This window comes from Amycolatopsis sp. NPDC005003 (assembly GCF_053600695.1).
The window spans coordinates 1-13154 of sequence record NZ_JBSGAI010000076.1 but is presented as its reverse complement, the minus strand read 5'-3'; the positions used below and the strand labels follow the sequence as shown (position 1 = coordinate 13154).

The window sequence follows — 13154 nt, the reverse complement described above, 5'->3', positions numbered from 1 at the left end:
AGAAGGTGGTGAACGTGTTCGACGTGGAGACCTACCTCCAGCGGATCGGCTGCGGCGGGGAAACCGGCGTGGACCTGGAAACCCTGGCGAAGCTGCAGAAACGCCACCTGATGGCGATCCCGTACAACAGCCTCGCCTACCCACTGCGGGACGCGGTGAACGTCGTCGACCTCGACGAGGACGCCGTCTTCGCGACCAGCATCGCCGAAGGGAAGGGCGGCGCCTGCTACCACCTGAACCGGCTGTTCCACCGGCTCCTGACCGAGCTGGGCTACGACGTCATCCCGCTCGCCGGCAGCACCGCCGAAGGCCGGGAGAACTTCGGGACCGACGTCGAGCACATGTTCAACCTGGTCACCCTGGACGGCGCCGGCTGGCTCGTGGACGTCGGCTACCCCGGCCCCACCTACGTCGAGCCGCTGCCGGTGTCGCCCGCGGTGCAGACCCAGTACGGCAGCCAGTTCCGGCTGGTGGAGCAGGAAACCGGGTACGCGCTGCGACGCCGGGGCGCGGTCACCCGCTGGAGCGTCGTCTACACCTTCACGACGCAACCGCGGCAGTGGCGCGACTGGAAGGAACTGGAGGACAACTTCCGGGCGCTGGTGGGGGACACCGCCCGCACCGACACCCAGGAAACCCTGTGCGGCCGGGCGTTCGAAAACGGCCAGGTCTTCCTGCGGCAGCGCCGGTACCTGACGGTCGAGAACGGCCGCGAACAGGTGCGCACCATCACCGACGACGACGAGCTCCGGACGCTGGTGGCCCGCGTGCTGACCGGCGACCTCGGCTGACCACGGAAGGCACGACGATGAGGGAAAAAGAGGGCCTGCTGGCGAAGTTCACCGGCCTCTGGCGGACCGCGTACCACGTGCACTACGTCCCGTACCTCGGCTTCTTCTACGGCGGCGAGTACCTCCACCACGGCAGTGAGCCGGTGTCCCGGATCACCGACCTGCCCTACCGGACGCTGCCGGAGCCGCGGGAGCCGTCGCCGTGAGGACGACGATTCCGGTGCGCCTGGCCGAGCGCTCCTACGACGTGGTGGTCGGCCCCGGGGTGCGGACGGCGTTGCCCGACGTCGTCCGGCGGCTCGGCGCCCGGCGGGCCGTGGTCGTCTCGGCCCGGCCGCACGCCTGGGTGCCCGGCACCGGCGTCGAGACGCTGGTGCTGCCGGCCCGGGACGGCGAGCCGGCCAAGCGGCTGTCCACAGTGGAGGAACTGTGCGGCGAGTTCGCGCGGTTCGGGCTGACCCGCTCCGACGTCGTGGTCTCCTGCGGCGGCGGCACGACCACGGACGTCGTCGGGCTCGCCGCCGCGCTGTACCACCGGGGGATCGCCGTGGTCCACCTGCCCACGTCCCTGCTCGCGCAGGTGGACGCCAGCGTCGGCGGGAAGACCGCGGTGAACCTGCCGGCGGGCAAGAACCTCGTGGGCGCGTACTGGCAGCCGAGCGCGGTGCTGTGCGACACGGACTACCTGACCACCCTGCCGCGGCGGGAGCTGCGGAACGGCCTCGGTGAGATCGCCCGCTGCCACTTCATCGGCGCGCCGGACCTGCGGGGACGGCCGCTGCCGGAGCAGATCGCCGCCGGCGTCACCCTCAAGGCGGGCATCGTGGCGCGGGACGAGCGGGACGCCGGGCCGCGGCACCTGCTCAACTACGGCCACACCCTCGGCCACGCGCTGGAGATCGCGACGGACTTCGCGCTGCGCCACGGCGAGGCGGTGGCCATCGGGACGGTCTTCGCGGGCCGGCTGGCGGGCGCGCTCGGCCGGATCGACCAGTCCGGTGTGGACGAACACCTCGCCGTCGTCCGCCACTACGGCCTGCCCGCCGCGCTGCCCGAGGGCGTCGACGCCGACGTGCTCGTCCGCCGGATGCGCCGGGACAAGAAGGCGCTCACCGGGCTCGCCTTCGTGCTGGCCGGGCCGCGGGGCGCGGAGCTGGTGCGCGACGTGCCGGCGGACGTCGTCACGGACGTGCTGGCCCGGATGCCCCGCGAGAGCCTGGAAAACCTGGTGGGCACGACGGAAACGGCGGCGACGTGAAGCGGCTCGCGGACCCTGGCCGGGCGGTCGAGGAGGTGCTGGCCGGCCGGCTGAGCGCGGCGCTGGCCCGCCCGGCCGCCCAGCAGCCGTGCTGGCCGGACGCCGAGCGGGCCGGGGCGGTGCTCGAGCTGCTGCACGACGCCGAGCCGATCGTGGCGCCGGAGGAGACCGCACGGCTGCGCGGCCGGCTCGCGTCGGTGGCCCGCGGCGAGGCGTTCCTGCTGCAGGGCGGGGACTGCGCGGAGACGTTCGCCGGCAACACCGAGCCGCACCTGCGGGCCAACCTGGGGCTGCTGGAGCGGATGGGCGGGGTGCTGGCCGAGGCGGCCGGCCTGCCGGTGGTCGAGGTCGCGCGGATGGCCGGGCAGTTCGCGAAGCCGCGGTCCAACACCGTCGACGCGCTGGGCCTGCCGGTCTACCGGGGCGACATCGTGAACTCCCCGGAGTGCACGGCCGCCGCCCGTACGCCCGACCCCCACCGGATGCTGCTGGCCTACGCCCACGCGGCCGGCGCGATGGACCTCGTCCGCAAGCTCTGCGCCGAGCGCGTCGAGGCACCGCAGGTGGTGCTGGCCGGCGCCCGCCGCGCGTCCGCCGCGGGTGCTTTCCCGAACGATGTCCGGCCACCGCGTCCGGCCGAGATCTTCGTCAGCCACGAGCTGCTCCTGCTCGACTACGAGCGGACCGGGCTGTGGGCGGATTCCGGCGGCCCGGAACCCCGGCTGTCCAGCGGGCTGGCGCACTTCCTGTGGATCGGGGAACGCACCCGGCAGCTCGACGGCGCCCACATCGCCTTCGCCGAACTGCTGTCCAACCCGATCGGCCTGAAGCTGGGGCCGAGCTGCACCCCGGAGGAGGTCGTCGAGTACGTGCGGCGGCTCGACCCGCACCACACGCCGGGGCGGCTGACGCTGGTCAGCCGGATGGGGCACGACCGGGTCCGCGAGCTGCTCCCGCCGATCGTGGAGAAGGTCACCGCCTCCGGGCACGAGGTGATCTGGCAGTGCGACCCGATGCACGGCAACACCCGGACCTCGGGCAACGGCTACAAGACCCGGCACTTCGGGCACGTCGTCGCCGAGCTGGCGGGATTCTTCGCGGTGCACCGGCAGCTCGGCACCCACCCGGGCGGCATCCACGTCGAGGTGACCGGCGACGACGTCACGGAATGCCTCGGCGGCGCCGCGGGCATCGCCGAGGCCGACCTGCCCGGCCGCTACCTGACCGCCTGCGACCCGCGGCTCAACGCCGACCAGTCGCTCGAACTCGCGTCCGCCGTCGCGAACATGCTGGGCTGAGGAGTGGCGGTCATGGGCATCAGCGGCACCACCCGCCTGTACGCCGTGCTGGGCGATCCGGTCGCCCAGGTCCGGTCGCCCGGGCTGCTGAACCCGCTCTTCGCCGAGCTGGGCGTCGACGCGGTGCTCGTCCCGGTGCACGCGAAGCCGCCGGACCTCGCGCGGATCGTCGCCGGGCTGCAGGCCGTCGCCAACCTCGATGGCATCTTCGTCACCGTGCCGCACAAGCCGGCCGCGGCCGGGCTCGCCGACCGGCGCAGCCCGATGGCCGAAATCACCGGCAACGCCAACGCCCTGCGGCGCGAAGCCGATGGCCGGTGGTACGCCGAGAACTTCGACGGCACCGGGTTCGTGGCCGGGCTCGCCGGGGCCGGGCACGATCCCCGGGCCCGGAAGGTGGCCGTGGCCGGGGCCGGCGGCGCGGGCAGTGCCATCGCGGCGGCTCTGCTGGCCGCGGGCGCGGGCCGGCTCGCGGTGTGCGACCCGGACACCGCGAAACGCACCGCGCTCCGAGCCCGCCTGGACGCGTATTGGCCCGGCCGGACGTCGATTTCGGCCGCACCGGACACCGCGGGCGCCGACATCGTCGTGAACGCGACGCCGCTCGGGCTGCGGCCCGGCGACCCGTTGCCGTTCCGGCCGGACGAGCTGGCCCCGGGAACCGTGGTCGCCGACATCGTGATGAAACCCCGCGAAACCCGCCTTCTCCGCGAAGCGGCGGCTCTGGGCCACCGCGTCCATTACGGAATTCACATGCTCGAAGGCCAATTGAACTCCTACCGCGCTTTCTTCGGCCTGGGCTGACAAAGCCGCACTACCAAGCCGGGGGATGTCGGCGGGCCGGGCGCCGATCTAGCCTTTTTCCATTCGAACCCCAGCGGAGATTCGGAGAACCATGAACGCGCGAAAGGCACCGGAATTCCCCGCGTGGCCGCAGTACGACGACGCCGAGCGGGACGGGTTGGCCCGCGCGCTCGAACAGGGTCAGTGGTGGCGCATGGGCGGGACCGAGGTGAACTCCTTCGAGCGCGAGTTCGCCGAGCACCACGGCGCCGCGCACGCGCTGGCCGTCACCAACGGCACGCACGCGCTGGAGCTCGCCCTGCAGGTCATGGGCGTCGGCCCGGGCACCGAGGTCGTCGTGCCCGCCTTCACCTTCATCTCCTCGTCCCAGGCCGCCCAGCGGCTCGGCGCGGTCACCGTCCCGGTCGACGTCGACGCGGCCACCTACAACCTCGACTCCGACGCCGTGGCGGCCGCGGTCACCTCGCGCACCAAGGTGATCATGCCGGTGCACATGGCCGGGCTGATGGCCGACATGGACGCGCTGGCGAAGATCTCCGCCGACACCGGCGTCCCGCTGCTGCAGGACGCCGCGCACGCGCACGGCGCACGCTGGCAGGGCAAGCGCGTCGGCGAACTGGACAGCATCGCCACCTTCAGCTTCCAGAACGGCAAGCTGATGACGGCGGGCGAGGGCGGCGCGGTCGTCTTCCCCGAGGGCGAGACCGAAAAGTACGAAACGGCGTTCCTCCGGCACAGCTGCGGCCGTCCCCGCGACGACCGCCGGTACTTCCACCAGATCGCCGGCTCCAACATGCGGCTCAACGAGTTCTCCGCGTCCGTGCTGCGCGCGCAGCTGGCCCGCCTCGACGCGCAGATCGCGGTGCGCGACGAGCGCTGGACGCTGCTGTCCCGGCTGCTCGGGGAGATCGACGGCGTGGTGCCGCAGGGCGGTGACGTGCGCGCCGACCGCAACTCCCACTACATGGCCATGTTCCGCATCCCCGGGCTCGCCGAGGAACGCCGCAACGCCCTGGTCGACCGGCTCGTCGAAGCCGGCCTGCCCGCTTTCGCGGCCTTCCGCGCGATCTACCGCACCGACGCCTTCTGGGAGCTCGGCGCGCCCGACGAGAGCGTGGCCGCGATCGCCGAGCGCTGCCCGAACACCGACGCGATCAGCAGCGACTGCGTCTGGCTGCACCACCGGGTGCTGCTGGCCGGCGAGCCGGAGCTGCACGCGACCGCCGAGATCATCGCCGACGCCGTGGCGCGGGCATGAGTGTCCGGGCCGCGGTGGTCGGGCTCGGCTGGGCGGGCCGGGAGCTGTGGCTGCCCCTGCTGCGCGAGCACGCGGACTTCGAGGTGGTCGCCGCCGTGGACGCCGACCCGGCGTCCCGGCAGGCGTTCACGAAGGCCACCGGCATCCCCACCCACGCCGCGGTGTCCGCGCTGACCGCGCGTGACGTCGACCTCGCCGTCGTGGCGGTGCCCAACTACCTGCACACCGAGGTGGCGGGCGCGCTGCTCGCCACCGGGATCTCCGTGTTCCTGGAGAAGCCGGTGTGCCTGACCTCGGCCGAGATCGGCGTCCTCGCGGCGGCCGAACGCAGCGGCGGCATGTTGCTGGCCGGCAGCGCCGCCCGCTACCGCGGTGACGTCGGGGCCCTTCGGGGCCTCCTGCCGGAGCTGGGCGACATCCGGCACGTCGCCATGGGCTGGATCCGGGCGCGGGGTGTCCCGCGCGCGGGCGGCTGGTTCACCCGGCGCGAGAAGGCCGGCGGGGGAGCGCTGTACGACCTCGGCTGGCACCTGCTCGACACGCTCGCGTTCCTGCTCGGCCCGGCCGCCTTCACCCAGGTCATCGGCGTGACGTCGGACGACTTCGTCAACGCCGGCGCCTGGCGCGCGGCCTGGCGGCAGGACCAGCTCGGCGCCGACGCCGCCGACGTCGAGGACACCGCGCGCGGCTTCCTGGTCCGCGAAGACGGCGTCTCGGTCTCGCTGCGGGCGAGCTGGGCCTCGCACCAGGCGCGGGACGTCTCGGTGATCCACGTCGAGGGCCGCGCCGGCACCGCGGACCTGCGGTGCACCTTCGGCTTCAGCCCCAACCGCGAGCCCGAACCCGTGCTGACGGTGACGCGCGAAGGCACCACCACCCGGCTGCCCGTGCCGCTCGAACCCGTCGGCGTCGAATACACCCGCCAGGTGGGCGACCTCGCCGCGATGCTGGCCGATCCCGGCAACCGCGGCCGGGCCGTCGCCGAAGCACGGCCGATCGTGCAGATGATCGAGAACTTCTACACCTCCGCGGGCTCGGCGCGTGGCGCGGTCCCGGCGTTCCAGTAGAGAGGGGTGCTCGATGACGTTCCCGATCGTCGATCGGCCGCAGACCGGGGCCGATCCCTCGGTCCCGGTCCGGCACGCGGTCATCTTCGACCTCGACGGCGTCGTCGTCGACAGCTTCGCGGTGATGAGCGAGGCCTTCGCCATCGCCTACGCGGAGGTCGTCGGCGACGGGCCCGCGCCCTTCGCCGAATATCGGCGCCACCTCGGCCGCTATTTTCCGGATATCATGCGGATCATGGACCTTCCGCTGGAGCTGGAAGAACCGTTCGTCCGCGAGAGCTACCGCCTCGCGAGCGAGGTCCAGGTGTTCGACGGCGTCACCGAGCTGCTGCTGACGCTGCGGGCGCGGGGCCTGCGGCTGGCCGTCGCCACCGGCAAGAGCGGCCCGCGGGCCCGGTCCCTGCTGGACGACCTCGGCCTGCTCCCGTTCTTCGAGCACGTCATCGGCTCGGACGAGGTCGCCCGGCCCAAGCCGGCCCCGGACATCGTGCGGCACGCGCTGGACCTGCTGGACGTCCCGCCCGGGCAGGCCATGATGATCGGCGACGCGCCCACCGACATCGCCAGCGCGCAGGGGGCGGGCGTCGCTTCGGCCGCCGCGCTGTGGGCGCCTCCGGACGACATCGGCGAGCTGCTCGCCGCCGGTCCCGACGTGGTGCTGCGGCAGCCGGCCGACCTGCTCGCGCTCTGCCCGTCGGTGCCCGGCCGCTGACGACGTGGGCACCCCGTACCACCTCGGCATCGACGTCGGCGGCACCAAGGTCGCCTTCCGTGTCGAGGCCGGCGCCGAGTGCATCGAGGAAACCTCGTTCTCCTGGGGCGCCCGGCGCAGCGCGGAGGAGGACCTCGCGCAGCTGAGCGAGCACGTGGCCCGGCTGCGCGAGCGGCTCGGCGTCCCGCTGGAGGCGGTCGGGGTCGCGATGCCCGGCACGGTCGGCCCGGACGGCCGGATCGCGACCTGGCCCAGCCGTCCGGAGTGGACCGGGGTCGACCTGAAAACGGCGTTGCACGAGCTGTTCCCCGAAGCGGCGGTCGCCTGGGCGGACGACGGCGACCTCGGCGCGCTGGCCGAGGCACGGGCCTCGGGCTGCGAAAACCTGCTGTACATCGGGATCGGCACCGGCATCGGCGGCGGCCTGGTGCTGGGTGGCGTGCCGTGCCCCGGCCTCGGCCGCGGGTCGTTCGAGATCGGCCACGTGATCGTCGAGATGGGCGGGGTCCGCTGCGTGTGCGGCCGCCGGGGGTGCCTGCAAGCGCTTGCTTCCGGCCCGGCGACCCTCCGCCGCGCGTCGCTCCTGCGCGGAGCGGACGTCTCGTTCTACGCGCTGCAGCGGGCCTTGCGCGAAGGGGCGCCGTGGGCGGCCGATGCGCTCGAAGGGACCACCCGCGCCTTGGCCGCGGCGGTGACCGGGGTGCAGGAACTCGTCCACCCGGACCGGGTGCTGATCGGCGGCGGGTTCGCGGCGGGGATTCCGGAGATCGTGCCGTCGGTGGCCGGGCACCTCGCGGATTTCGTGCGGCAGGGCCAGACCCCGGTACCCGTGCAGCCGGCGGCGCTGGGCGGGTTGTCTTCACTGCGCGGCGCGGTGGCGCTCGCCGGGGCGGTGGCCGCGGGAGAAGTGTTGTGACTGCTCATCTGCGGGATCCCGCGCGCGCTTCGCGTGCGTAGGTTCGGCGCCATGGGCACTCTCGTTTCCTTCCACGCACACCCCAACGACGACACCACCACCTGCGGCGGCGTCCTGCGCAAGGCCCACGAGGACGGCCACCGCGTCGTGCTCGTGCTCGCCACCCGCGGCGAGCTCGGGTACCAGCCGGACGGCCTGCTCGCCCAAGGCGAAACCCTGGCCGACCGCCGGGCGGCCGAAGCCCGGGCGGCCGCCGACGTGCTCGGCGTGGACCGGCTCGAGTTCCTCGGCTACGCCGACTCCGGGATGGTGGCCGCCACCGAGGGCGGCACGTTCCAGACCGCGGACGTCGAGGAGGCCGCGCGCAAGCTCGCCGCGATCCTCCGCGAGGAGAACGCCGACGTGCTGACGGTGTACGACGAGAAGGGCACCTACGGCGACCCCGACCACATCCAGGTGCACCGCGTCGGCACCCGGGCGGCGGAACTCGCGGGCACGGCGAAGGTCTTCCAGTCCACGATCAACCGCGAGCACATCAAGGCGAACCAGCGCGTGCTCGCCGACCAGGCCGGCGTCGAGCTGCCCGCGGGTCCGGACTTCGGCACCCCGGAAGCCGAGCTCACCTGCCGCGTCGACGTCTCCGCGTACACCGAGTACAAGCGCAAGGCGCTGCTCGCCCACGCCAGCCAGATCACCCCGCAGTCCACGCTGTTCACCGACCTGCCGGAGGACGCGTTCCGGACCATGTTCGGCACCGAGTGGTTCATCCGCGCCGGTCAGGGGCCCGGCATCACCGAAACCGACCTCATGGCGTGACAGCGCTTTCTGCGCTCCGGGCCGCATCGCACGGGCACCCGCCTGCGCCGTGCGGCCCGGCTTTCACGGCGGCACTCAGTCGCCGGTGGACGGCCCTGGCCCGGTCGTGGCGTACCGGGCGGCGGTGGTGCGGACGGCCTCGTCGACCACCTGGGCGACGCGTTCGGCGCTCACCTCCCAGCCCGGCACCAGGAGTGTCGGCCAGAAGACGTAGTTGGAGATCATGCCCAGGAACTGGGTGGCGGCGAGGTCCGCGTCCTCGACCCGCACCGTTCCCGCCTCGTGTTCGGCGATCAGGTAGCTGCGCACGGACTCGAAGTAGGGCATCTTCCCCTGCGAGAACTGCGCATGGGCCAGTTCGGGGAACCGGGGCAGCTCGGCGATGACGATCCGGAACAGGTCGGTCATCCGGGCCCGGCCCAGCAGCTCGGCGTAGCGGCGGCCGATGGCGGTGAGCCCCTCGACGACGTCGCCGGCCGGCGGCGGATCTTCTTCCTCGGCGGTCGACCACGACTCCGTGACGATGGCGTCGAACAGGGCGGCCTTGGTCGGGAACTGCTTGAACAAGGTGGCCCGCGAAACGCCCGAGCGCTCGGCGATCCGCGCCAGCGACGTCCGGTCGTAGCCCAGCTCGAGAAACAGCGCGGTCGCGGCCGCCACGATCAGCGCGCGCTTCTCCTGGGCGACGCGCTGGTGGTACGTCGTGACGGCCCTGCTCATGGGCCGAGCATACGAGGTGAGTGGCTTGACTCGCCACTGGCGCCCGCCTAGTGTCGGGTGCATGGTGAGTCGACCGGCTCACCATTGCCGTACCGAAGGAATTCGAATGCCCCGCTTCGACAACCAGACCGTGCTCGTGACCGGCGGGACCGGCGGCCAGGGCTCGAGCCACGTGCGCGCCTTCCACGTGGAGGGAGCGAACGTGGTGATCGGCGGCATCGACGCGCACCTCGGCGCCGCTCTCGCCGACGAACTCGGGACCCGTGCTCGCTTCGTCCACCTGGACGTCACCGACGAGAGCTCGTGGTCCGCTGCCGTGCCGGCCGCCGAAAGCGCTTTCGGCGGCCTGAACGTGCTCGTCAACAACGCGGGGGTGCAGAACCCGCCCGCAACGATCGAGAACACGGACCAGGTCACGTGGTCGCGCATCCTCGACGTCAACCTCACCGGGACGTTCCTCGGCATCAAGGTCGCCGCCCCCGCTCTGCGCCGCGCCGGAGGGGGAGCCATCGTCAACATCGCCTCGACCATGGGCCTGGGCGGCACGGCGCACTACGCGCCGTACGTCGCGGGCAAGTGGGCCGTGCGAGGGCTGACCCGGACGGCGGCGCTCGAGCTCGGCCGCGACCACATCCGGGTGAACGCCATCCACCCCGGCGTGATCTCGACCCCCTTCATCCACGAACCGGCAGCCGGGGCGGCCGCGGCCATCGCCGACTTCTACTCGCCCGAGCCGTTCGCCATCCCCCGGCTCGGGGAGCCGGCCGACGTCACCCGGCTGCTGCTGTTCCTCGCGTCGCCGGACGCGTCGTTCGTCACGGGGTCGGAGTACGTCATCGACGGCGGGCTCCTCCTCGGCCCCGCCCTTCAGGCCGAGCCGGTATGAGCACTCCGGACGACTCCGCGACGAAAGCTGATGCGCACCAGCTTCCCCCATTGGCTGTCATTGCGCTGAGCCCCTTGCGCACCGCTTCCGACCCCTTATATGGTGTATAAGAACTTGTCGGAAGCAATTCGCTACCGGGGGAGCCCTCTTGCGCGAAATGCACGCCACGGTGGCGGTGACCGAAACCCGGAATCCACGACGCTGGCTGATCCTGGCCGTCATCTCGCTGGCCCAGCTGGTCGTCCTGGTCGACAACACGGTCCTGAACCTGGCGATCCCCAAGCTCACCGAAGACCTCGGCGCCACCACCGCCGATATCCAATGGATGATCAACGCTTATGCGCTCGTGCAATCCGGGCTGTTGCTCACCGCCGGGAGTTTCAGCGATCGGTACGGCCGGAAACGCTCGTTGCTCGTCGGGCTCGTGCTTTTCGGCGCCGGTTCGCTGGCCGCCGCGTTCAGCCTGTCCTCCGGGCAGCTGATCGCGGCCCGGGCCGGGATGGGCATCGGCGGGGCACTCCTGACGACCACCACGCTGGCCGTCGTCATGCAGGTCTTCGACGAGAAGGAACTGCCGAAGGCGATCGGGCTGTGGAGCGCGGTCAGCTCCTTCGGGTACGCCAGCGGCCCGCTGATCGGCGGTGCGCTGCTCGCCCACTTCTGGTGGGGCTCGATCTTCCTCGTCAACATCCCGGTGGCGCTGCTCGGCTGCGTCGCCGTGGCGAAACTCGTGCCGGAGTCCAAAGACCCGCAGGGCAAGCGGCCCGACCTGGTCGGCGCGGCGCTGTCCACGGTCGGCATGGTCGGGGTCGTGTACGCGATCATCTCCGGCCCGGAGCACGGCTGGGCCTCCGCCACCGTCCTGGTGGCGGCCGCGATCGGCGTGGTCGCGCTGGCCGCGTTCGTCCGGTGGGAGCTGCACGTGCCGAGCCCCATGCTGGACATGGGTTTCTTCCGCAACCGCCGGTTCAACGGCGCGATCTCCGGCGGCCTGCTGGTGGCCTTCGGGATGGGCGGCTCGGTCTTCCTGCTGACGCAGCAGCTGCAGCTCGTGCTCGGCTACGGCCCCCTGGAGGCCGGGCTGAAAACGGCTCCGCTGGCGCTGGTGGTCGTCGCGCTGAACGTCGCCGGCCTCGGCGCGAAGCTGCTCGAGAAGCTCGGCATCGCGTGGACGATCCTCGCCGGGATGACGCTGAACGCCGTCGGTCTCGCCATGGTGGCCGTGCTGGGCACCCCCGACCGCGGGTACGGCGGGATGCTGGCCGGCCTGCTGGTCATGGGCGGCGGCATCGCGCTCGCCATGCCCGCCATGGCCAACGCCATCATGACCTCGATCCCGGCCGAGAAGGCCGGGGCGGGAGCCGCGGTGCAGGGCACCGTGAACCAGTTCGGCAGCGGGCTCGGCGTCGCCATCCTCGGCGCCGTGCTGAACTCGCGGTTCGCCGCGCTGCTGCCGGTCGGCCTCGGTGCCGGCGCCGCCGGTTCGCTCCACGAAGCGCTGCTCGACGCGCGGACGCCCGAACTGCAGGCCCAGGTGCGTGAGGCCTTCGCGGGCGGTGTGCGCGCCAGCGAGCTGATCGGCGCGCTGGCCGTCGTGCTGGGCGGCCTGGTCGCCGGCCTGCTGCTGCGGCGGGCGGCCCGTGCCGAGGCCGCCCCGGCGGTATCCCCCTGAGCAGGCAGGGTGCGTGGCGCCACGCACCCTGCCCCCGTACCGTTGAACTCTTCCGCCGTCGAAGGGAGGGCCGCGATGGGCAAGCGGGCTTCGCAGCCGCGCGACAGCGTGTGGCTTTCCCCGCGGCCGGCGCGCAAGCACCGGGCCGGCGAATCCGAGCTCGACCGCGAGAAGATCGTCGCGACCGCGGTCCGCGTGCTCGACGCCGAGGGCGACGCGAAGTTCTCGATGCGGCTGCTGGCCGAGGAGCTGAACGTCACCCCGATGTCGGTGTACTGGTACGTCGCGAACAAGGACGACCTGCTGGAGCTGGCCCTGGACGCGGTGGCGGGCGAGATCGAGCTCCCGGCCCTCGACGACGGCCACGACTGGCGCGCGGACCTGCGCGCCCTCGCCCGCGCGTGGCGCCGCACGATGGTGGCCCACCCGTGGGCGATCCGCTGCTACGGCGAGTACCTGAACATCGGCCCGAGCAGCCTGAAGTTCACCGAGTGCGCCCAGGCGGTGATGGCGCGTTCGCCGTTGCCGCTGAAGGACCGGTCGGTGGCGCTGAACGTGGTCTTCCAGTACGTCTACGGCTTCACGGCGACGGAAAGCCGGTGGCTGGAGCACCTGGCCGAGACGGGCCGGACGGCGGAGGAGTTCGCGGCCGAGGTGAGGGGCAGCATGGCGGCGATGTCCTCGGCGCTCGAGCAGGGCGGCCTCCTGGAGCGCGACGGCGACCAGTCGATGGCGGAACTGCGTGACCGCGACTTCGACCGCGGGCTGAACTGGCTGTTCACCGGCATGGTCGCCGGCGGGTGAGGCGGCTCCGCCCGCGCCGTGCGTCGGGCGAAAAGCTGCGGCCGGCCGGGGAATCCCCGGCCGGCCCCCCCGCCCCCACCCCCCGACCCCGGGACACCCCCCCCGGGCAAGTCCTCCGACCCCCCCACGAAAAAAAACACTCATAAAACAAA

General features: G+C 72.5%; 14 protein-coding genes. 13 read left to right on the top strand and 1 reads right to left on the bottom strand.

Annotation, left to right across the window (positions count from 1 at the left end):
- Nucleotides 1–8 precede the first annotated feature (8 nt).
- The 10 genes from ACWED2_RS45640 to ACWED2_RS45595 all read left to right on the top strand — a co-directional run bounded on the left by ACWED2_RS45640 (nucleotide 9) and on the right by ACWED2_RS45595 (nucleotide 8920).
- Nucleotides 9–791 (top strand): arylamine N-acetyltransferase, encoded by a 783-nt coding sequence (locus ACWED2_RS45640; protein ID WP_449696771.1) that lies wholly within the window; start codon nucleotides 9–11, stop codon nucleotides 789–791.
- A 17-nt stretch (nucleotides 792–808) separates the two neighbouring features.
- Entirely contained in the window at nucleotides 809–997 is a 189-nt protein-coding gene (locus ACWED2_RS45635; protein WP_449696770.1) for a hypothetical protein, read from the top strand.
- On the top strand, nucleotides 994–2049 hold the full coding sequence (locus ACWED2_RS45630; protein WP_449696769.1) for a 3-dehydroquinate synthase family protein: 1056 nt from the start codon (nucleotides 994–996) through the stop codon (nucleotides 2047–2049). Before ACWED2_RS45635 ends, ACWED2_RS45630 begins: the two co-directional genes overlap by 4 nt.
- On the top strand, nucleotides 2046–3347 hold the full coding sequence (locus tag ACWED2_RS45625; protein ID WP_449696768.1) for a 3-deoxy-7-phosphoheptulonate synthase: 1302 nt from the start codon (nucleotides 2046–2048) through the stop codon (nucleotides 3345–3347). The genes ACWED2_RS45630 and ACWED2_RS45625 overlap by 4 nt, the downstream gene beginning before the upstream one ends.
- Before the next feature lie 12 nt (nucleotides 3348–3359).
- Nucleotides 3360–4151: a shikimate dehydrogenase family protein gene (locus ACWED2_RS45620; RefSeq protein WP_449696767.1), complete on the top strand. Its 792-nt coding sequence runs from the start codon at nucleotides 3360–3362 to the stop codon at nucleotides 4149–4151.
- Nucleotides 4152–4242: 91 nt separating this feature from the next.
- Nucleotides 4243–5409, top strand: coding sequence for a 3-amino-5-hydroxybenzoate synthase (rifK, locus tag ACWED2_RS45615; protein WP_449696766.1), 1167 nt, complete (start codon nucleotides 4243–4245; stop codon nucleotides 5407–5409).
- A complete protein-coding gene (locus ACWED2_RS45610; RefSeq protein WP_449696765.1) occupies nucleotides 5406–6476 on the top strand; it encodes a Gfo/Idh/MocA family protein in 1071 nt (356 codons plus the stop codon). The genes rifK and ACWED2_RS45610 overlap by 4 nt, the downstream gene beginning before the upstream one ends.
- A gap of 13 nt (nucleotides 6477–6489) precedes the next feature.
- Complete coding sequence (locus tag ACWED2_RS45605; protein ID WP_449696764.1) at nucleotides 6490–7188, top strand: HAD-IA family hydrolase; 699 nt, start codon at nucleotides 6490–6492, stop codon at nucleotides 7186–7188.
- 4 nt (nucleotides 7189–7192) lie between these two features.
- Nucleotides 7193–8104 (top strand): kanosamine kinase, encoded by a 912-nt coding sequence (rifN, locus tag ACWED2_RS45600; protein ID WP_449696763.1) that lies wholly within the window; start codon nucleotides 7193–7195, stop codon nucleotides 8102–8104.
- Nucleotides 8105–8155: 51 nt separating this feature from the next.
- Complete coding sequence (locus tag ACWED2_RS45595) at nucleotides 8156–8920, top strand: PIG-L deacetylase family protein (RefSeq protein ID WP_449696762.1); 765 nt, start codon at nucleotides 8156–8158, stop codon at nucleotides 8918–8920.
- Nucleotides 8921–8995: 75 nt separating this feature from the next.
- On the opposite strand, the gene ACWED2_RS45590 is transcribed toward ACWED2_RS45595, so the two are convergent.
- On the bottom strand, nucleotides 8996–9640 hold the full coding sequence (locus tag ACWED2_RS45590; RefSeq protein WP_449696761.1) for a TetR/AcrR family transcriptional regulator: 645 nt from the start codon (nucleotides 9638–9640) through the stop codon (nucleotides 8996–8998).
- 106 nt (nucleotides 9641–9746) lie between these two features.
- Here ACWED2_RS45590 and ACWED2_RS45585 point away from each other — a divergent pair, with 106 nt between their 5' ends.
- The 3 genes from ACWED2_RS45585 (at nucleotide 9747) to ACWED2_RS45575 (ending at nucleotide 13002) form a co-directional block, all read left to right on the top strand.
- Nucleotides 9747–10526: an SDR family oxidoreductase gene (locus tag ACWED2_RS45585; RefSeq protein WP_449696760.1), complete on the top strand. Its 780-nt coding sequence runs from the start codon at nucleotides 9747–9749 to the stop codon at nucleotides 10524–10526.
- A 157-nt stretch (nucleotides 10527–10683) separates the two neighbouring features.
- Nucleotides 10684–12198: an MFS transporter gene (locus ACWED2_RS45580; protein WP_449696774.1), complete on the top strand. Its 1515-nt coding sequence runs from the start codon at nucleotides 10684–10686 to the stop codon at nucleotides 12196–12198.
- A gap of 75 nt (nucleotides 12199–12273) precedes the next feature.
- Entirely contained in the window at nucleotides 12274–13002 is a 729-nt protein-coding gene (locus ACWED2_RS45575; protein WP_449696759.1) for a TetR/AcrR family transcriptional regulator, read from the top strand.
- Nucleotides 13003–13154 lie beyond the last annotated feature (152 nt).